This is a genomic window from Anabaena sp. AL93 (assembly GCF_001672085.1).
In the GTDB taxonomy this organism is placed as follows: Bacteria; Cyanobacteriota; Cyanobacteriia; order Cyanobacteriales; family Nostocaceae; genus Dolichospermum; species Dolichospermum heterosporum.
Genome location: NZ_LJOU01000053.1, coordinates 1 through 20610 on the forward strand (window position 1 = coordinate 1; position 20610 = coordinate 20610).

At 39.5% G+C, this 20610-nt stretch carries 17 protein-coding genes and 1 pseudogene; 15 read left to right on the forward strand and 3 right to left on the reverse strand.

Translation table 11 applies throughout. The annotated features are described in order from the left end of the window. Positions 1-282 (forward strand): transposase (locus AN486_RS14670; protein ID WP_290601277.1); only part of this gene is annotated, 282 nt, incomplete at its 5' end. 17 nt (positions 283-299) lie between these two features. Here the strand turns inward: AN486_RS14670 and AN486_RS14675 are convergent. Both AN486_RS14675 and shc read right to left on the reverse strand, forming a co-directional pair. Next, positions 300-563, reverse strand: a pseudogene (locus AN486_RS14675) (cadmium resistance transporter); the annotation flags it as partial. 195 nt (positions 564-758) lie between these two features. Continuing rightward, the gene (shc, locus tag AN486_RS14680; protein ID WP_290601278.1) at positions 759-2666 is read right to left on the reverse strand and encodes a squalene--hopene cyclase; all 1908 of its coding nucleotides are present in this window, start codon (positions 2664-2666) and stop codon (positions 759-761) included. Positions 2667-2819: 153 nt separating this feature from the next. Here shc and AN486_RS14685 point away from each other — a divergent pair, with 153 nt between their 5' ends. After that, positions 2820-3989 (forward strand): glycosyltransferase, encoded by a 1170-nt coding sequence (locus AN486_RS14685; protein WP_290601280.1) that lies wholly within the window; start codon positions 2820-2822, stop codon positions 3987-3989. 1181 nt (positions 3990-5170) lie between these two features. Beyond that, positions 5171-8602: a DUF4114 domain-containing protein gene (locus tag AN486_RS14690; RefSeq protein ID WP_290601282.1), complete on the forward strand. Its 3432-nt coding sequence runs from the start codon at positions 5171-5173 to the stop codon at positions 8600-8602. 92 nt (positions 8603-8694) lie between these two features. Here the strand turns inward: AN486_RS14690 and AN486_RS14695 are convergent, their stop codons facing one another. Then, positions 8695-9372 (reverse strand): phosphorylase, encoded by a 678-nt coding sequence (locus tag AN486_RS14695; RefSeq protein ID WP_053539317.1) that lies wholly within the window; start codon positions 9370-9372, stop codon positions 8695-8697. A gap of 81 nt (positions 9373-9453) precedes the next feature. Between AN486_RS14695 and AN486_RS14700 the strand changes: the two genes are divergently transcribed. From AN486_RS14700 to AN486_RS14755, 12 genes are all read left to right on the forward strand, one after another. After that, positions 9454-9870, forward strand: coding sequence for a XisH family protein (locus AN486_RS14700; RefSeq protein ID WP_053541284.1), 417 nt, complete (start codon positions 9454-9456; stop codon positions 9868-9870). Continuing rightward, the gene (locus tag AN486_RS14705; RefSeq protein WP_027403892.1) at positions 9858-10184 is read left to right on the forward strand and encodes a XisI protein; all 327 of its coding nucleotides are present in this window, start codon (positions 9858-9860) and stop codon (positions 10182-10184) included. The genes AN486_RS14700 and AN486_RS14705 overlap by 13 nt, the downstream gene beginning before the upstream one ends. A gap of 151 nt (positions 10185-10335) precedes the next feature. Further along, positions 10336-13122, forward strand: coding sequence for an efflux RND transporter permease subunit (locus AN486_RS14710; RefSeq protein WP_290601285.1), 2787 nt, complete (start codon positions 10336-10338; stop codon positions 13120-13122). A 351-nt stretch (positions 13123-13473) separates the two neighbouring features. Further along, positions 13474-13860, forward strand: a complete 387-nt coding sequence (locus AN486_RS14715; protein ID WP_168637097.1) for a DUF2267 domain-containing protein — start codon at positions 13474-13476, stop codon at positions 13858-13860. 137 nt (positions 13861-13997) lie between these two features. Next, on the forward strand, positions 13998-14438 hold the full coding sequence (gene ureE / locus AN486_RS14720) for an urease accessory protein UreE (RefSeq protein WP_168637096.1): 441 nt from the start codon (positions 13998-14000) through the stop codon (positions 14436-14438). Continuing rightward, positions 14416-15102 (forward strand): urease accessory protein UreF, encoded by a 687-nt coding sequence (locus AN486_RS14725; RefSeq protein ID WP_290601288.1) that lies wholly within the window; start codon positions 14416-14418, stop codon positions 15100-15102. Before ureE ends, AN486_RS14725 begins: the two co-directional genes overlap by 23 nt. 5 nt (positions 15103-15107) lie before the next feature. Further along, positions 15108-15704: an urease accessory protein UreG gene (gene ureG, locus AN486_RS14730; RefSeq protein ID WP_168637094.1), complete on the forward strand. Its 597-nt coding sequence runs from the start codon at positions 15108-15110 to the stop codon at positions 15702-15704. Positions 15705-15912: 208 nt separating this feature from the next. After that, on the forward strand, positions 15913-16494 hold the full coding sequence (locus tag AN486_RS14735; RefSeq protein ID WP_290601291.1) for a hypothetical protein: 582 nt from the start codon (positions 15913-15915) through the stop codon (positions 16492-16494). 31 nt (positions 16495-16525) lie between these two features. Continuing rightward, positions 16526-16945 (forward strand): co-chaperone YbbN, encoded by a 420-nt coding sequence (locus tag AN486_RS14740; RefSeq protein WP_053541283.1) that lies wholly within the window; start codon positions 16526-16528, stop codon positions 16943-16945. 469 nt (positions 16946-17414) lie between these two features. Next, complete coding sequence (locus AN486_RS14745) at positions 17415-17960, forward strand: hypothetical protein (protein ID WP_053539311.1); 546 nt, start codon at positions 17415-17417, stop codon at positions 17958-17960. 631 nt (positions 17961-18591) lie between these two features. After that, the gene (locus AN486_RS14750; protein WP_053539310.1) at positions 18592-18798 is read left to right on the forward strand and encodes a hypothetical protein; all 207 of its coding nucleotides are present in this window, start codon (positions 18592-18594) and stop codon (positions 18796-18798) included. Positions 18799-18902: 104 nt separating this feature from the next. After that, positions 18903-20552 carry an MBL fold metallo-hydrolase gene (locus AN486_RS14755; protein ID WP_168637092.1) on the forward strand — a complete coding sequence of 550 codons (1650 nt, stop codon included), beginning with the start codon at positions 18903-18905 and terminating at the stop codon, positions 20550-20552. Positions 20553-20610: the final 58 nt, after the last annotated feature.

A 20610-nucleotide genomic window follows, 5' to 3' on the forward strand; every position in this document is an offset into this window, starting at 1 on the left:
CGAGACATATTTGAATCTACTAAGTCTTGGGGTGAAAGCATAATCAATTTATTAGATTGGATGCATAATGGACTTTCGTATTTTCCCAAAAGTATAGGAACAATGATTAGATGGTTTGGTGAAGTCGTAGGTTATTTTGATGGCAGAACTACGAGTGGTACTGTTGAAGGAATTAATAATAAACTCAAATTAATCAAAAGACTTGGATATGGCTTTCGTAACTTTAGTAATTTCCGATTACGTAGTTTATTAAACTGGCACTTTAGTATTAATTCTCCATAAAAGAGACGCAAGAGCCGTAATTGTTTGATAATTATTGGTAATATTCCTAATAATCCAATTAATTCTCTCTTGATAAATAAACCACCAAAAAAACCTGGTAAACTGAGGAGAATAATAACAGCGAAGCCCAGATATTGACCGATAAAAATATGTCTACGGCGGAAATTTTGATCTATTTGCGAAAAAAATAGGAGCAAAATAATAATGTCATCAATGTCATCAATATTAGTGACTGTAAAAGCAATGATGCTTTGAGTAAAAGTAGTAATTAGACTATTCATTGCCAATATTTATGTAAAAGTTCAGAGTTTAAAAAGCTGCTACACAAACAAAGTTCACATTTCGACAAGCTCACTGTAACACTTGTCGAACTGCTCAGTGACCACATGCATAGGCTAACAAAGAATTAAGGGCTGAAACCCATGAAGGTGGTTTTTGTCTGTGTACAGGATGAACCTAGCCTTTTCAAATATCCTCTAACGAATTGCTTGATATCTTCCCAAAGCCATTAAAGGAAAATACTGTTGATAAAGGTGATACTTCAAATAAAAATGACAAGGAAAGCCCGTGCCGGTAAAGTAAATTTCATCCCAAGTACCATCGGATTTTTGCGTTTCTAGCAGGTAATTAATCCCCTTTTCAATACTATCAAGAGCTAATTTTCCCGTAGCTTCACCTGCTGCTATTAACCCAATTAAAGCCCATGCAGTTTGGGATGCTGTACTGTCACCTTTTCCTTTTAAACTAGGATCATTGTAACTAAAACAAGTTTCTCCCCAACCACCATCAGAATTTTGTACTTTTACTAACCAAGCTGCACCTTGATTTATATCTCTAGCATATTTCAAAGGATTAATTAAAGCCAAAGCTGATAAAACGCCGCTAGTTCCATAAATGTAATTTACACCCCAACGTCCAAACCAACAACCTTCTATTTCTTGTTCTTTCAAAAGATAATCTAAAGACTTTTCTAAATTATCTGGTTGAATTGATAAATTACAAGCCCCCAACATTTCCAATACTCTAGCAGTGACATCAGCCGTATTTGGATCAATCATCGCTTTCAAATCACCATAGGGGACAGAATTGAGCCATTCTTGATCATTATCAAGATCAAAAGCCGCCCAACCACCTGGTTTACATTGCATCGTCGCAATCCAATTTAAAGCCCTATCAATAGCTTGTTTTTTTAGTTCCTCATTTGGCAATTTTGCTTGATGTAAAGCCATGACAACCACAGCCGAATCATCCACATCTGGGTAAAAACGATTTTCAAATTCAAACGCCCAAGCACCGGGTTTTCCCTGCTTGTTTTTGACATTCCAATCACCATAATCAAGAATTTGTTTCTCTATTAACCATTCTCCAGCTTTGACAATAGGGGCATTATTTGGCGCGAAACCTGAATCTATTAAAGCCCGAATTGCCCAAGCTGTGTCCCATACAGGAGAAACACAAGGTTGGACACAGTAACTATTTTCTATTTCAATAGCAAAATTATCAACTGCTTTTAAACCTCGTTCAATAATTGGATCATTAGCATCATAATCTAAACACTTTAAAGCTAATAGAGAATTTAACATAGCGGGAATAATTCCCCCCCAATCACCTGTAACTTCTTGACGTTCTAAAATCCAATTTTCTGCCGCTTTAATCCCTTCATTTCTAAAAGGGACAAAATTTAGACTTTCTGCTAATTTAAAACCATCATCCAGAATGTTAAATATATCTGACCAATCACCATTTTTTGGTAATTTCCAACGGACATTATTCACACCTTCAGCATATAATTCATCTAAATTAATTGGCTGATCAATTTTAAAGACAGGTTTTTGATCAAAGACAATTAATAAAGGTACAGTGCTAGAACGAGCCCAACTCGAAAGTTCATAAATATTGAAGAAAAAATTATCGGGTAGCAACATTACCCAAGGTGGTAAAGAAGGCAGTCCGCGCCAATTATAACAGCCAATTAAAGCTAGATGTAATTTTGTAAAAATCCGAGTTTTGCTAATACCACCTTTAGCTAAAATTAGGGATTTCGCTTTTAGCAATGCTGGGTCTGTAGGGGATACACCTAACAACCTCAAAGCCATATAAGCTTCTACGGTTGTACTTAAATCTCCACCATCACCATAAAATAACTCCCAACCTCCATGTTCTCGCTGTTGAGAACGGAGATAATTTTCAACTTTATGCAAAGGTCTGGTTTTATCAGTTCCCCAAATCTTATGCAGTAAAACAGCTTCCGAAGTGATGGTAACATTAGATTCTAACTCTGCCCACCAATAACCATCGGGATTTTGAATAGAAAGCAGATGTTTTTGACTGGCGGCTATCGCATCAACAACTTTATTGACTTTTGTTCTATCTTGTGTTTCCATCAAATACCTACCTCAGCACCAAACTCAAGTATTTAATAACATAACCGAATTACGAGAAAATTCTTCCCCAAAATCAGCAAACATTGTATTCTATCCAAGTCAGTGAGAATTAAATGTGTTTTTTAAGTTTTAAATTGGAGTATAGCAACAGTTATGGCAACAATTATCTTGAGTTTGACCCTTCTATCCTTAGTCATTTGGTTATTTTTAATCTTATTTTGGGGGCAATTTTGGCGAATTAATCACCAATTAGAAGCAACGCCCGACAAAAATATTGAGCATAACACCTTACCCACAGTGTGCGTAATCATTCCCGCCCGCAATGAAGCCGATGTCATTCCCATTAGCTTGCGATCGCTCCTCCTGCAAGACTATCCTGGTAAATTCACCATCTTCCTAGTAGACGATCAAAGTAGCGACGGTACAGCCAACTTTGCCCAAGGAGTAGCCCACGCCCTCGACAAAACCCCACAATTGCAGATTATATCCAGCCCCCCATTACCTCCGGGTTGGACAGGCAAATTATGGGCAATGGAACAAGGTGTACAAACAGCCAGCCAATTAAAACCAGACTATTTTTTACTTACAGACGCAGATATAGAACATCATCCCAGTAACCTCCGCCGCCTAGTTGCCAAAGCCGAAGCACAGAAATTAGACCTCGTATCCATCATGGTACGATTACGCTGTCAAAGCTTTTGGGAACAACTATTAATACCCGCATTCGTCTTCTTCTTCCAAAAACTCTATCCCTTTTCCTGGGTAAATAACCCCAAAAAGGCGATCGCCGCCGCCGCCGGAGGTTGTATTCTCATTCAGAAAGAAGCCCTCAATCGAATTGGTGGATTACAAGTTATTCGTCAAGCCCTAATTGATGACTGTTCCCTAGCCAAAGCCGTCAAATCAACCAAGGGAAAAATCTGGTTAGGACTCAGCACTCTCACCCGTAGCTTACGCCCCTACGATTCCCTCAAAACAATTTGGGATATGGTCGCCAGAAGTGCTTATACACAACTGAATTATTCCCCCTTTCTCCTCCTAGGTAGCCTCTTAGGAATGATCTTAGTTTATATAGTCCCCCCAATAGGAATTATTTTAGGACTGGTATTCGGGAATTGGATAATTACCCTCACCTCTGTCATCGGATACCTGCTAATGACTTTTGCTTACTTCCCAATTACTCGCTTTTACAAATGCTCCCCCGCTTTTGCCTTTAGCCTACCCATAATTGCCTTTATGTATACTTGTATGACACTAGATTCAGCATTACAACATTGGCAAGGTCTTGGAGGCGCATGGAAAGGTAGAGTATATGCCAAATAACAAAATAGGAGAAGCAAAAGCAGCAAAGACAGAAATTTCCCTCTTCTTTTGACTTCTGACTTGGCGTAAGCCATAAGTAGTGGGACAGAATTAATTACACAATGTCATTGCGTAAGCGTTGCGTGGCGTTAGCCATATGGAACGAAGTGAAATGAAGCAATCGCAAGGGTTGTGATTGCTTCCCTTCGCTCGCAATGACTGTAAATATTTTTGTCCAATTACTTACTTCTGACTCCTGATCCCTAATCAAGCCAGAGTTTACCCCGTTGACAACCAGTAGCAGACATTTTTCCTAAAAATCCCCATTTTTACCCATTAAACACCAGCCCCAGCATTAACCACACATTAGGATTACTGGTAAAGACAGTAGATCAAAAGTAGTCAGAATATTTAAAACAAGTCCGGATTGGACATTAACAATTAGGGATTAAGTTATAGGAATCTGGACTTGAGAACAGGGAAGAAAAATTTTTCCCATTGATATCAAGTATCATAACCGCAGACTAAAACAGATTGTCATGTTTACAGCCAATGATAAAAGCCCAACTCAGGAATTTGCGTGTTATTGACCTCAACTTCACAGAAACTTCACAACTAATAACACAATATCTAGGCTATACTGTTTTCGGACAATCAAAGTAAACTTTCTCATTAGTGAAAAGCTAAGAGTCCTTAAATCAAATCAGGCATAAACTTCAGCATCTTCCCGCGTCTGGGTGTAGTCGGCAAAAACCCCAAGTCTTAAATAAATAGACCTGGATTTGATTATATGAGGTGAAAAATTGGGTACACAAATATGGATATAAAGAGAGTTTGATCTGGCATAGAAACTAACCGTATCTGACCATCCGAAAAAATTATCTCCACCAACTCTGGCGACTCAACTGCAAGCCAGGGAAGTCTCATCATACCAGGGTATTAACTACTATTCCCCTATTTCCATCAAAAGTTACTCTAACAACTCAAGCTTAGGGGCAACCACGCATATTTACCCCAGAGGTATGAAATTCTGTCGATACTATCACCAACACTCTAGCCACTCAACTACAGCCTAGAGCTATTTCTCAACGCAGATTTATAGCAAATACTTGTGTAACTAGGGTGGAACTACTTATTACACCAGCTTTGCTGTAACCGAAATTTGTCAACCATTGAAGAAAAACTAATAACACTACATCATTATGGAACCACTCACCACAACTGAAGATAGCAGCAATCCATCAATAGAACCATATCCTATCGCCACCACAACTGAAGATAGCAGCAATCCATCAATAGAACCAGATCCTATCGCCACCACAACTGAAGATAGCAGCAATCCATCAATAGAACCAGATCCTATCGCCACCACAACTGGAGTCAGCAGCAATCCATCAACAGAACCAGATCCTATCGCCACCACAACTGGAGTCAGCAGCAATCCATCAACAGAACCAGATCCTAATCCTATCGCCACCACAACTGGAGTCAGCAGCAATCCATCAACAGAACCAGATCCTAATCCTATCGCCACCACAACTGGAGTTAGCAGCAATCCATCGATCATAACAAGTGAAAATAGCCCAGTTGAGGAGATCCCATTTGAAGCAGCCCTACCAGATTCTAATTCCAGCAGTGACAATGAAGAGGTATTTTTGATCGGTATAGATCCTGTAACTGGCGAGACTATTGTTATCGATCCTGTAAGTGGTGAGATTATACCCACTTCCACTCCCATATCCAACAACAACGGCTTTACTATCAAGGGTGTAAGTAGCGATGAGTTCGGCTACTCAGTTGGCGCTGTTGATATTAACGGTGATGGAATTGAAGATATCGTCATTGGTTCACCTTCGAGCGATCCTAATAACAAAAGCAACGCCGGAAAAACCTATGTAGTCTTTGGTGAAAGAGATTCACTTAATCGAACCATAGATGTCTCTAGCCTCGATAACACTAAAGGCTTTGTGATCAATGGGGCTAAAGCAGGCGATAAATCCGGCTATTCTGTTAGGAATATTGGGGATATTAATGGTGATGGTGTTGATGACCTAGCCATTGGAGCACCTGGTGCAAATGGGAATAGTCTCGGCTCTGCTTATGTCATCTTTGGCAGTAACGACCCCAACTATTTTAATAGTCCCATCGAACTTTCCAACCTTGGCAGTAAGGGCTTTAACATTCAAGGCAGTGGATTTAGTAGTAATGCCGGTTGGTCTGTTAGTGCTGCGGGCGATATCAATGGTGATGGCATCAAAGAGCTATTAATTGGCGCAACCAATCCTGGTGACAACGGATCAGGGACTATAGGTGAAAGCTATGCCATCTTTGGGAAAGAGAATTTTGACTCAACCCTAAACCTCGACGACCCAAACTTTGGGCTTGATGACGGTTTGATTATCTACAGCTATAACCCGGATAACCCAAGTGATGACAACAATAGCTTAGGTTATTCTGTCAGTGACGCTGGGGATATCAACGGTGATGGAATTGATGACCTCATCATTGGTGCGCCCTATGCGAATCCCAATGGTAACAATTCTGGCAGCAGTTATGTCATTTATGGGCGTAGCAATGACAACCCCTTTACTGATGATATTAACATTGCCAACCTCAGTAGCAGCGATGGCTTTGTCATCAACGGACAAGATGCTGATCAATCAGGACTCTCTGTTAGCAAAGCTGGGGATATCAACGGTGACCGCATCGGAGACTTGATTATTGGTGCGAAAGGCAAAGGCTATGTGGTCTTTGGCAAACAAGATTTTGGTTCTAGCATCAATCTTTCTGACCTTAATGGTAGCAATGGCTTTACCATCAATGGTATTTCAACCCTTGATAACTCCGATTGGTATGTCAGTGGTGCTGGGAATATTAACGATGATGACATTGATGACATCATCATTGGGGCAAAAAATGCTAATAATAATGTTGGACAAGTCTACGTCATTTATGGCACAGAGGAAGACTTTGCACCTACCTTTGAACTCTCAAGTCTCGAAAGTCCCGACAGTCAAAATGGCTTTATAATTGACGGTGCTTCTATAGGTGATAAGTTAGGTAGCTCGATCAGTAATGGAGATTTTGATGGTGACGGTGTTAACGATTTAATTATTGGCGCACCTGGATCAGGGAAAGTCTATGTGCGGCTTGGCACTGGCACTGATACTGACACGGGAACCGACACGGGAACCGACGCTGGCACTGATACGGGAACTGATACGGGAACCGACACTGGCACTGATACGGGAACCGACACGGGAACTGACACGGGAACCGACACGGGAACTGACACGGGAACCGACACGGGAACTGACGCTGGCACTGATACGGGAACCGACGCTGGCACTGATACGGGAACTGATACGGGAACCGACACTGGCACTGATACGGGAACCGACACTGGCACTGATACGGGAACTGACACGGGAACTGACACTGGCACTGACACGGGAACTGACACTGGCACTGATACGGGAACTGACACTGGCACTGATACGGGAACCGACACGGGAACTGATACGGGAACCGACACTGGCACTGATACCGGAACTGACACTGGCACTGACACTGGCACTGACACGGAAACTGTTAACGTTAACGATTTCCTCTCACTAATTAGTGATAATGTCTTCAATATCAAAGATAACGACGGCAAAGTGACACTAGAAGTAAAATTGACAGGATTCAATTTTAATGGTTTCTATGAAATAGGAGTATTTGCTGTTGATGATGCGTCTGGTAGAATAGATGGAATTGCCCCAGGTGAACCTGGTTATGCAGAAAAAGCATTAGCAAAAGGTCAGATAATTTTCTCTACTATTACTAATCTTCCTGCTGGATTTGATCTCACTAGCCTCGGTAGGTTATTAGAGTTTAACTCCAATGACAATTTGAGATTCTATTTAGTAAAAGATGGTTCAACCGATTCTGTACTGAATAAGAACACACCCATTGGCAATGTTCTCTTTGCCAACCCTTCTACTGTAAAAATTACAGACTTGGGGTCTAATAGTTTCTCTCTAAATTGGGAAGATGGTTCTGGTAATCCAAGTGGATTCGACGATTTGCAAGTCCAGATTCAAGCAAATGATAAATCTATGCCTTTGGGTACAGCTTTGCAAAGTAAACCACAAGGCGAATCGCTGGATTTACGGGGTATTACTAGTGCAGTAACCGCTGATTTTACTGTTTACCGAGAAGCAAGTTACAACAATTTCGTTGGTTTCTATCGCGTAACTGATGGGAATGGCGGTATTGATACTAGTGGTGATGGTATCGCTGATATCCTCCCAGGACAGGATGGTTATGTGCAAGCGGCTCTAAATGGTCGTGTTTCTGATGTTAGTTTGAACGTGAATAACGGCGGAACAGCAGGTTTCAATACTACCCTTCAAGGTGGTGCTATGTATGTACCATTTCTTGTGGCTAATGGTACACTTGATGCCCTACTTGATAGAAATCCTAATAATAACCCAGATATTTACTTCGCCTTCTTGGGGGCTAACTCAGATGGTGTTGATCATGTGCGGATATTAGGTGATAATACCTTTGGCTTTGAGGATTTACGTGGTGGTGGTGATAAAGACTTCAATGATGTGATTGTTAAAGTCAATTTGGCACCAGTAGTTTAGCTTAAAAGATATTTCTCCGGTTTAAATTCTGTTTAGATCCCCGACTTCTCTAAGAAGTCGGGGATCTTATGGGTCTATTGGACATTCTTGCCTTAAGCCGTAAACAATAATTGTGTGACTGTTGTTAAAGCTTTGAGTCCTTTTAATGAACCGGTAATTAATCGAGTTGCTGCTGGGGGTTGACGGATTAATTCCCAAGCTAAGGGTAAAGGTTGTAATGAGCCATCTGCACCAATTGCTGATGTGATATTGGGGATGTCATGGTGAGCATCATCGCTAACTACTCGCAGGATGGCTACTTGTACTGGTGGAGAAACTGCGTCAGATGGTTGCTGGAAAAATTCGAGAAAAGCGTATCCTTCCATATCTACAACGTCAGCACCGGATTGTTCATGTAACTCGCGTTTTTGTGTGGCTTTATACAAGAGGCGATCGCTCGTTAACCCTTTGACTAAAGATACATGATCTCCAAGTTTATTATGTATATCTGCGGTAAAGGAATTATCGCCCTCTTGCAGATTTCCTTGATAAAGACAATTTTGATATAAAACAATATCTCCAATTTGATATTTTTGGCTCAAGCTACCGCATAAACCCATCATCAGCATCCGATTTGCTTGATTATGGGTGAATTGTTGTAAATATTTCCGCACTGGTTCAATTCCCATTGGTATCGCTAATACCTTGGTTTGAGAATTGGGGACGCGCCTTAATCCGCGACAGACGGCTTGATATTCTGCTCCCTGGGGGACTAAGATCAAAGTTGACATGAGAATAAAAAATTTAGAAACTATTTTCCTTTTACTACTAAGAGTGTAAAATACTAAAGATACAACAATTTAATGTTATCCGTGTCTGCCAAAGATATTTTTCATGAATCAGTAAGAAAAGCTTTAGAAAAAGAACAGTGGTTAATTACAGATGATCCACTAAAATTTAAATTTGGTGATGTCAATTTTCAGGTCGATTTAGCTGCCCAGAAATTACTTGGTGCGGAAAAAGCAGGTGAGAAAATAGCTGTAGAAATCAAAAGTTTTCTCAATCCTTCGGCAATTACAGACTTTTACGCTGCGTTAGGTCAGTTTCTCAGTTATCGTCTAGCATTGGAAACTATTGAACCAAATCGTATACTGTACTTAGCGATTCCCTTAGATGCTTATGAAATATTTTTCCAACTTGAATTTACTCAAATTGCACTACAAAGATATCAAGTACCATTAGTAGTCTATGAACCCAGGAAAGAGGTAATTTTTAAATGGATAAAATAGCTAAATATCGAGAATATATTCAAACTTTGTTAACTAATTACGCCAAAGATGATGAAGAAGAAGAACTACAACTGATTTTTGATACCCAAAGGGATCATTACCAATGGATGAATGTCGGCTGGCAAGAACTACATCGAGTTTATCGTAGTGTCATGCACTTTGATATTAAAGATGGCAAAATTTGGCTACAACAAAATTTGACAGACCAAAATCCTGCTGAGGAGTTAGTAAAAATGGGTGTTCCCAAAGAAGATATTGTGTTGGGGTTGCATCCACCCTACAAGCGTCCATATACAGATTATGGTGTTGCTTAGAATACTTTGAACAAGGAACGAAAGGATTAAGGATCTACCATGACTAAACATCTACAACCATTTTCACCCTAGAAGTTCTATACTAGCCTGTCAGTTGTCAGTGATCAAAAGACTGACAAATAATGACCAAGGACTCAAATAATTTTATCAGATGGTACAGACCAATACACAATCTACACGCGAAAGCTTCAATATTTCCAAATTAGCGATTAAGTTTTCTTGGTTGACAGTGTGTTTTTGGATAGGTATAGCGGTAGCTGGTATCCTGGCATTCAGTTCCCTCAAATATGCTTTATTTCCAGATATCACCTTTCCGGTAGTGGTAGTAAATGCCCAAGCACCCTTAACATCTGCCCTAGATACGGAAGAACAACTAACTAAACCCCTGGAGGCAAGTCTCAAATCACTGGCAGGTCTTGAGGATATTCGTTCATCAACCTATCCTGGTCAAACTGCCGTAATTTCCTCTTTTGTGGTGGGGACAAATTTAGAAACTGCGACCAAGAAAATTTCTCAAATCGTCAATCAATTAAATCTACCCAAGAATGCCACTAAAAAAATCATCCCTTTGAATCTGAACGAATCAGCGGCTGTTAGCTATGCCATTGAAAGCACTGCTGGGAAGATTGACAATTTACAGCAAATAGCAAAAGCGAAAATTGTCCCAGCGATCGCTAAATTACCAGGAGTTCTCAAAGTCTCCCTCTTAGGAGATGGCAACACAAGGAGTCAGGAGCGCAGGGGCGCAGGGTCTGCGCCCGTAACTCCCATAAGTCAGGAAGAAGAAAGAAGAAGGAATGTTTTATTACCCTCATCTGGCACTTTAGTAAGATTCAATGGTAAACAGGCTTTAGCCTTTCAAGTAATTAAAAAAGGTAATGCCAACACCCTAGAAGTAGTCAGTCGGGTAGAAAAAGAAGTACAACAGCTAAGGTTGAGCTTAAAAGATGTCACCCTCACCTTAGCTGCTACCCAAGCTGAATATATTCACAACGCCACCCATTCCACCATAGATGCACTGATTGAAGCGATCGTCCTCTCAGTAGTTGTCATCTTTCCCTTTTTATGGAATTGGCAAGCCACCCTAATTTCTGCCTTAGCTATTCCCGTGTCTTTGTTAGGGACATTTATCGTCATGGCGATATATGGCTTTAACCTAGAAACCATCACCCTGTTAGCCTTAGCTTTAGTCATTGGCTCGATAGTAGATGATGCCATAGTTGATGTAGAAAACATCATGCGGCATATAGAAGAAGGAAAAACCCCCCGCGAAGCCGCACTCATAGCCACCAATGAAATTGGTTTAACTGTCACCGCAGCCACTTTAACAGCAGTAGCGGTATTTTTGCCTATCGGTTTAATGGGTGGAGTCATTGGTCAATTTTTCAAACCCTTTGGGATTACAGTTTCCGCTGCGATGCTGACATCTTTATTAGTAGCCCGAACCTTATCACCCGTCTTAGCTATTTACTGGCTCAAAGCTAAATCATCCAGTTCTCCCCAAAAGCAAAGTAAAATTTGGCTAGAATTTGATCAGGCTTACCGTAACTTGTTAGCCTGGTCATTGCAGCACCGCTTAATAGTTGTCGGCTTGGCAGTTGGTAGTTTAATAGCTGGTTTAGCCCTGATTCCCCTAATTCCCAAAGGGTTTATTCCCAAACTTGACCGAGGAGAATTTAATATTGTCTATACTGCTCCCTTACCTAATCTTCCTGGGAATCTTGGACAAGCGGGGCAAGGAGGACGACAACAACCAGGAGGACAACCAGGACAAGCGGGACAAAAAGATAAATTAGAAAATTCGTCTTTGTCTGCTGCGGCTTTAGCTGCTTCATCATCTTCTATTCCCATTCCTAATCCTCTAAACGATTCTTTGGATGTTGCTAAGAAACTGGAAGAAGTAGTGAGGAAGTCCCCCGCAGTAGCAACGGTATTTACTACTGTCGGTTCTCGTGAAGGTGAGCCAAACAAGGGTACGCTGTACATTAAGCTGAAAACAGACTCAGAAGTGAAAACGGCAGAAGTACAAGACCAACTCCGCGCTGCTTTGCCAAAATTGGCGGGTGTAACTACAAGTGTAGAAGATATTCAGTTTGTAGACACAGGTGGACAAAAACCTCTGCAAATAGCCTTACAAGGTAATGATCTTCAAGCCTTAACGACGGCAGCTAAAGCAGTAAAAGCCCGAATTGAGAAAATATCTGGGTTTGCTGATATCACTATCACAGGTGCATCTGATCAACAAGATCCAATTTTACAAATTGAACGTTTGAATAATCAGCGGGTGGCTTATATCGGCGCTAATCTGGGTCAAAATTTAACTTTGGGTGATGCGACGGATAAGGTGGTAGCAGAAGCTAAAGCAGTTATACCTGCGGGTGTTTCTTTGAATTTGGGAGGAGATTCTGCCCGTCAGAATGAGGTTTTTGGGAGTTTTGGCACGACTTTGGGATTATCAGCACTTTGTATTATTGTGGTGTTAATTTGGTTATTTAAAAGTTGGGTAGACCCCATAGTTATTGGTCTTTCTTTACCTTTAGCAATCGTGGGGGCGTTGTTGGCACTGCTATTTACAAAAAGTGATTTTGGGATGATATCTCTAATTGGTTTTGTATTTTTGCTGGGGATTACTAACAAAAATGCCATCTTAATTGTAGATTACATTAACCAGTTAAGAGATTCTGGACTAGAAAGAACTGAGGCAATTCTCAAAGCTGGACCTGTCCGGTTGCGTCCCATTATGATGACAACTGCGGCGACAATTTTGGGGATGGTTCCCATTGCTTTGGGTTTAGGTGCGGGTTCAGAATTGCGATCGCCTATGGCTGTATCTATAGCCGGTGGTTTGGTCAGTTCTACTATTCTCAGCTTGTTTGTTGTCCCCGTATTTTACGCCATTTTAGATGATTGGTTTCCTAGAAAGAAGATAAAACAATAAAAACTCGTAGGGTGCGTCAAAAGTTAATTTAATAATTAGATGATGAATTAACAAGTTTGACGCACCGTTTCAGTAGAAAACTTTTAATTCTTAATATCCCTAACTTCTTGAACAAATTGGGGATATTTCACTAATATATCTATCGTCAGATATAGCTATATCTAACTCTTGGGGATGAAGTTAAGTGAATCGTTAAAGCCTAGAATACACTTACTATTGCCAAAGCCACCTTTAGTTTTAAATATTAAATTATAAGTTGGAGGTAATCAGTCATCATGTTTAGGACTTCTCTCACTCATAATTGTTTGATTGATAAGACAAATTATTGATTTGAATACTGGAGATAAAAAAATGGAATATACCGAGTTTATAACCCATGTTCAAAGTTTAGCTCAATCGGAACTTCGTGAAGAAGCAGAAGTTGCTACTCGTGCTACTTTTGAAAGTATTAAAAAAATTATTCCTAGTGATGAAAGAGAAGAATTAGCAGCACAAATACCCCAGGAATTGAGAGAATATTTGTATGGAGGTGAAACAGAACCTATTCAATCTTTGAATTTACAAGAATTTATTAAATGTATCAGTGACAAAGAAAAGGTAGAACCCACGATAGCTGCTATTCATGTGCGGGCTGTTTTTGCTGTTGTACAACTTGCTGTTTCTCCGGAAAATTTCCGCAGATTTTATAAATATTTCTCTCATGATTATGAGGAATTATTTACCATCTCACTCGCTTAGTTAAAAGAGATTTGTAAAGGGAAAATTTGAAAATACTCGATTTCTCTAAGAAGTCGGGTATATTTTTGTTTACTAAATATTGAAAATGAATTACTATAGATACAGAATCATCAAAATTAAAGTTAATTTCAGGAATTATGCTGACTTTTACTCAACGTCAACCACCTAATGATGATACTATAGTTACTTTCACTCTTTCACTGACTGCGGAAGAACGAACTCGTAGCCGCCATAAATTTACATTAGCAAATGGTAAGGAAGTTTTTTTGCGTTTGGCTAGAGGTACAGTATTAAATGACGGCGATATTCTCATAAATGAAAATGAAAGTATGAATATGAGAATTATTGCTAAACCTGAACCAGTTTTAACTGCATTAGCAGAAATTCCTTTATTATTAAGGGCTGCATATCATTTAGGAAATCGTCATGTTCCTGTAGAAATAACTTCGACTTATTTACGCTTATCTCCAGATGCAGTTTTAGCTGCTATGTTAATCCAATTAGGGTTAGAAATTAAAGAGGAAGTTGTACCTTTTCAACCAGAATTAGGGGCTTATGGAAATCACTCTCACACATAGCCATTTTTTGGCGATTTTACAATTAGCAAGTCCAGCTTTACCTGTTGGTGCTTATGGCTATTCAGAAGGGTTGGAAATGTTAGTAGAAAATGGGACTATTACTAATATTGAAAATCTCCAAGATTGGCTAAAATCTGAGTTAATTTATGGCTCAATTCGCCTAGATGCGGCAGTAATGACGAGGGGTTTTCATGCTATCCAATCAGGTGATAGGTCGGCTTTAAAGCGGTGGAATTTATGGTTATCGGCGGCGAGGGATACGGAGGAATTACGGGCTGCTAGTTGGCAAATGGGACGTTCTCTGATGCAATTATTGGGGAAACTAGAACCGGATATTTTACCTGTGGTGAATGCTGTGGGTTATCCTAGCAATTATGCGATCGCATTTGCTATAGCTTGCGCTCATTGGGATATAAATATTCAAGTCTGTTTATTAGCTTATTTACACAGTTGGGCTAATAATTTAATTACGGCTGGGATCAAACTTATTCCTCTGGGACAAACTGCGGGACAAGAATTATTACTGGGTTTACAACCTTTATTAATTACTACTGTGGGGGAGATTTTGAGAATGGAGGATGATGATTTGGGATGTTGTAGTTGGGGTTTGTCTTTAGCGAGTATGCAGCACGAAACCCAATATACTAGATTGTTTAGGAGTTAAAAATTATGACGGCTTTAAGAGTAGGAGTTGCAGGTCCTGTGGGTTCAGGAAAAACGGCTTTAGTAGATGCTTTATGTAAGAATTTACGGGAAAAATATCAATTAGCAGTAGTGACAAATGATATCTATACTCAAGAAGATGCTCAATTTTTAGTCCGTTCTCAAGCCTTAGAAAGCGATCGCATTTTGGGTGTAGAAACAGGTGGTTGTCCCCATACAGCTATCCGTGAAGATGCTTCCATGAATTTAGCCGCAATTGAACAATTAGAAGAGAAATTTACCAATTTAGATTTAGTCTTTTTAGAAAGTGGTGGAGATAATTTAGCTGCTACTTTTAGTCCTGAATTAGTAGATTTAACTATTTATGTAATTGATGTGGCTGCTGGTGATAAAATCCCCCGTAAAGGTGGTCCAGGTATCACTAAATCTGATTTATTAGTTATTAATAAAACCGATCTTGCTCCCTATGTGGGTGCTGATTTGAATGTCATGGAAAGAGACGCAAAAAAAATGCGTGGTGATAAACCTTTTGTTTTTACAAACCTGAAAACTCAAACTGGATTAGGAGATGTAATTCAGTTTGTGAATGCAGCTATTTGTTAATTGTTTGAAGTGGCTAACACCACGCTGCGCTATCAGGATTTTTAGGATTAAAGGATTTTCATGAAGTTAGCTTGTGATTGATATTATGATGGTACGATGTAACTAATATATAGTAATCATAAGTTATCTTACAAACCATGTTTGAATAATTGTCTATCTTAATGTACAATTTATGATATTCAAATTTTCAACAGGTAATAAAAACAAATTGACTACTATCGGAAGTTATCAGGTAAAAGTTTTAATTGAATCTAACACTGAAGAAATTGCTTTTATTTCTCCAGCAAGTATTAATGATCTACCCACAGATTGGACTTGTGACTGGTTGAATATATGGAATAACACCAGTTTTTACTGCCAAAATATAGTCAAGCTTGTTTATAAAGGTCAAGTTTGGGGATTGGTGAAATACAGTCTTTATCCATATTTTTATCCTGAAACCGCTCCTCCCATATTTATGGAAATAAACAATATAGAAGCATACCCTACCAGTCGAGGAGATGTTACTTCAAGGTTAATTGAACCTATTGGTAAATGGTTAATTTGGTATGCAATAAAGGTTGCTTTCGAGTTTTGCCAGGTAACACCAGTGGAATCATTCATTTCGCTGGAAGCTTTGGATGAAGCTGTGGCATACTATAGGGATAAGGTACAGATGGAATATCTTGGTTTTTTAGGTAGCACTCCTAGTGGAGAAGACTTATATGTATTCAGATTTTCACGAACCGCAGCAGCAGAATTTTGTCAACGACATGAAACCAGATGGGGAAAACCAAAGTTATATGAATAGTAATGAAATAATGGCAGGATCAAAAGAGATAATGACTCATGCTCAAAGACAGGCTTTTTTGAAAACATCTCGTTTAGGTAAGCTACTTGGAGTTGCACATTTACTTCCTGAATCTGACGTACAACCAACTATATTATCTATCAGTGAAAAAACATTTACCAAAAATGTTTTAGAATCCCCTATCCCTGTTTTAGTAAATTTTACAGCCCCTTGGTCGGAATTCTGTAAAATTATTCATCCTTTGTTGCTACAATTTCAAATTCAATGCAGTGATAGAATAAAACTAGTGGAGATAAATGCCGATCAAAATTTTAAACTATCTAATACTTATAGGCTTAAATCCCTACCAACTTTATTGCTGATTGAAAATGGTATTGTCAAGCAGAGGTTAGAAGAATTTCGTTCACAAGAAGATTTACGTCTAGCATTAAAGAGCATTCAAATCAGCTAAGTAGGTTGGCGTTGAAAATTGTCGTTATGGCAGGGCAAGAGGCAAGAGGCAAAAGGCAAGAGTAAAGAGGTTTTGGGCGATTTTACGTTTCTTTACACAGTTTGGTTTTATTGTGTTCACCTACTTATAACAATAACAATAGTTACGCTGAAAAAATTGATCAGCTAAAATTTACAGGTTAAGATTACAGGCTCTTGCGTCTCTTTTATGGTGATTGAGATTGAGGATTGATGATAACAAAACCCTTACGGGACAAGGGTTATAAACAATTATTTCCATATTTTCAATGAAATGCCTACACAATAGGGCTTTCAATGATTTTGAACCAGGTTTTCCATAAAAATAACCGAAGAACCTTAAATACTGTGACATAAAATAGGATGGTAGGAAAAGTAGTTATCATTGATATTTAGGTTTTTATTTCCTTCCCCTGATGAATTGTCTTGTAAAAATCCAACGGAATTACTATATGTATAATTACAAACAAGCTATTTTATCATTATTTTTAGTTGTATCCTGCACTGTTATTAGTAGTTGTGATTCTAGCAATACTGCTGATAACCCAACTCCAGAAACAATACCAAATAGCAAAATTAACCCCAAGAAACTACAGAAGTCTCCCACTCCCACAGTTGAGCCATATTCTAACAATAAAGCCATTTCTGGGAAAACTACTCACGTCACGGTATACACAAGTGATGCTCAATGTCAAGAGCTAATTCCTCAAAAAGCTGACGTTTCCGCAGCAGAACCCATGAATGAAGCCATAGGTAAAATATTTAAAGAACAAAGTACAGCAGATTTTAGCGTGTCTGGTTATCGTGTCAATGTAAAAAACGGTGTTGCAATTGTTGATATCCGCATCTCACCAGATTCCAAAAGACAAGTATCTTCTCTTTCTAGTTGTGAACAGTTTGCGTTGTTTAGCAGTGTCCGCAAAACATTAATTAGTAATTCTCAGTGGAAAATTAAAGATGTCCGCTTTACTGAACGGGGAGAGGATATTATTCTTTAAAGTTTTTTCAAGATAAAAATTTAACCAGCAAAATTTAGGTGTATTTTAGCGGTAGAGACACCTGTATAGATTCAGATTCATCTAATTTACCCTGTTGTCTACCTGGACGATGAAACGGTATTACCAAAACTTCTTTTGGTTTTATATCGTGTCTCTCAATTAATCCAGCAAAATATTTTTTCAACAACTTTAATAAAGTCTTTAGGGACTTCCAAGAAATAAATTATCCTGATTAACGAACCACAGAGGCGCAGAGGACACAGAGGAATAAGGGTTTGAGAGATTTTTGCGTTAGGTGGTTGAGTATTTTTTTATTTGGAAGTCCCTTAGCTTTGACGCTCGGAAAAATACTCATACTAAAACACTTAATGGCTTAACAATATAATCTTCTTTAGGACTGTTTAACTTTGAAGTTCTAGAGCAGGGAACTAGCTACGCATCCCCTGGTAGGTCTTTAACTCTTACCTCTAACGTAGTTCGGTTAAGAACTGAGTCCAACTAGGCTTTTACAAGCCCTCACTTACCCGAAGGGAAGTGATGGGTGGTTGACCCTCTCATCCTGGACATCTTGATTCTGACAAGTTGCCCCTGCCCATACCATAAAAGTGCTATATTTACTTATAACCCAAGTATGGTAAAGATTTCTAGTGATTTTGCCCAAATGCAAAAACACGATATTAAAATCAAAAAGTCTGAAGTTAAGGGGATAAAATTAATGGACATCAAACTAATTTTAGTGGGTTTAACTGTTATATTTACGGTTTCGTGCTTATTCTTTGGTACGAAAAATGGCTTTTATGATTCCGATAACTATCATGGTAACGGTTCTGCACATTAACAAGAGTGACAACTTAGGTTTCCAACTTTTTTGAACTTTGCAGAGGAATATTGCTAAAAGCCAACTTTCTCAGCCAATAGTTTGATTGAGGGGAGGAGCAAATAATGAATAATATATCAATTGATGCTGGAACAACAGCTAACGAGTTGGAATGCTTTCCCTATAGTGTTCAGCATCAAGATGAAGGGGTGTGTCTACTGGTCAGGATGGGACCACACCGGATCATGTTAGATTTCGGTTTGACAAATATTTCCCCTGTAGCACAGGAAATGACTCAATCGGCACATCATGGGATACCAGCGGATTTAGTCCTAATTAGTCATGCTCATCCAGATCATGCCAGAGGCTTATTAACACTACATCAAGCTTTTCCCCTATTACCTATTTATGCTAGTGAGGTAACAACGAAGTTATTACCGCTAAATTGGCCAGATGAAGAACTACCAGGAATTCTCTCATTTTGTCAGGCATTACCATTGCGATCGCCTGTAGAAATCAGAGAAAATTTAATAGTAGAATTATTTCCCGCAGGTCATTTACCCGGTGCTGTGGCGATTCTCCTCACTTACCACACCCCCAACCGTGATTATAAATTACTTTACACAGGTGATTTTTTCCTATCCAACTCCCGTTTAGTCGAAGGGTTGCGACTAGATGAACTCCGGGGTTTAAATTTAGACGTGCTATTAATTGAAGGTAGTTATGGTACATCCCGTCATACCCATCGTCGTAACCAAGAAAATCAACTAGCAGAAAGGATTCATCGCGCCATTAGTTCTAGTGGCACAGAGAAAAACAATTCAGTAATTTTACCAACCCCAGCATTAGGATTAGGTCAAGAATTACTCATGCTGTTACGTTCCCATCACCACTTTACAGGTCGAGATTTAGATATTTGGGTTGATGGTGCTGTAGCTGCTGGTTGCGATGCCTACTTAGAACTTTTACCCCATCTCCCCGCCGCTGTCCAGAATTTTGCCCGACACCAACCTTTATTTTGGGATGAACGGGTAAAGCCTCGTGTAAGAAGATTAAAGCCGGAAAACCTAGCCACTTTAGGGACATCTCCTTGTATTGTTCTCACGGACTCTTCCGCAGATTTACGTAAATACTGCCAATATAACACAGGCAATTGGTTGATTCTTTTACCGGAAAAAATTGATCTTCCCGTTAACCCAGAATATTTAGCACCAACGAAATTTGAAAGTTATCTTTTAGCGCAACATAGTGACGGACCAGGAACAACCCAGCTAATTCATAATTTACGACCCCAGCACGTTATTTTTGTGCATGGTTCTCCCAGCTATCTAGCAGATTTAACTTGCTTAGAAGAGCTACAAAACCGCTATCATGTCCACTCACCAGCAGCCGGAACTCTAGTAGAATTACCAATTGGGGAAACATTTTTACAACCTGCCGCCCCAGAAACTAATTATGAGGGAGAGTTGACGGAATTAGGTACTGTTATTACCATCACTCTCCCTGATACAGTAACAGCAGACCCCCGCTGGAGACAATTCGCTGACACGGGTTTAATAGAAGCGCGTTGGCAGGGCGAAGACCTGGTATTGCGGGGGTTATCCCCACGAGAACTTGTAAACCCCAATCATCTTCGCCCTAATTCTGGTGATGTTGCGTGCTGTGGTAGCTGCCGACACCAAAGGGGGCAACGGTGTTGGAACCCCGCTGCCCCCTTATATAATTTCAAAGTTACCCTTGACGGATACTGTCCTGCTTTTGAACGCTTGACGTGAATTTAATTTAGGAGCGTTTAATAAGCCATTAGCAATCAGCATTGAGTTAATTTTGGGT

Coding starts and splice junctions, on each gene's coding strand:
- shc (WP_290601278.1), bottom strand. CDS start 2,666: ATGGAAACACAAGATAGAACAAAAGTCAATAAAGTTGTTGATGCGATA.
- AN486_RS14710 (WP_290601285.1), top strand. CDS start 10,336: ATGGTACAGACCAATACACAATCTACACGCGAAAGCTTCAATATTTCC.
- AN486_RS14725 (WP_290601288.1), top strand. CDS start 14,416: ATGGAAATCACTCTCACACATAGCCATTTTTTGGCGATTTTACAATTA.
- AN486_RS14685 (WP_290601280.1), top strand. CDS start 2,820: ATGGCAACAATTATCTTGAGTTTGACCCTTCTATCCTTAGTCATTTGG.
- AN486_RS14690 (WP_290601282.1), top strand. CDS start 5,171: ATGGAACCACTCACCACAACTGAAGATAGCAGCAATCCATCAATAGAA.
- AN486_RS14705 (WP_027403892.1), top strand. CDS start 9,858: ATGGATAAAATAGCTAAATATCGAGAATATATTCAAACTTTGTTAACT.
- ureE (WP_168637096.1), top strand. CDS start 13,998: ATGCTGACTTTTACTCAACGTCAACCACCTAATGATGATACTATAGTT.
- AN486_RS14750 (WP_053539310.1), top strand. CDS start 18,592: ATGGTAAAGATTTCTAGTGATTTTGCCCAAATGCAAAAACACGATATT.
- AN486_RS14755 (WP_168637092.1), top strand. CDS start 18,903: ATGAATAATATATCAATTGATGCTGGAACAACAGCTAACGAGTTGGAA.
- AN486_RS14715 (WP_168637097.1), top strand. CDS start 13,474: ATGGAATATACCGAGTTTATAACCCATGTTCAAAGTTTAGCTCAATCG.
- ureG (WP_168637094.1), top strand. CDS start 15,108: ATGACGGCTTTAAGAGTAGGAGTTGCAGGTCCTGTGGGTTCAGGAAAA.
- AN486_RS14695 (WP_053539317.1), bottom strand. CDS start 9,372: ATGTCAACTTTGATCTTAGTCCCCCAGGGAGCAGAATATCAAGCCGTC.
- AN486_RS14740 (WP_053541283.1), top strand. CDS start 16,526: ATGACTCATGCTCAAAGACAGGCTTTTTTGAAAACATCTCGTTTAGGT.
- AN486_RS14745 (WP_053539311.1), top strand. CDS start 17,415: ATGTATAATTACAAACAAGCTATTTTATCATTATTTTTAGTTGTATCC.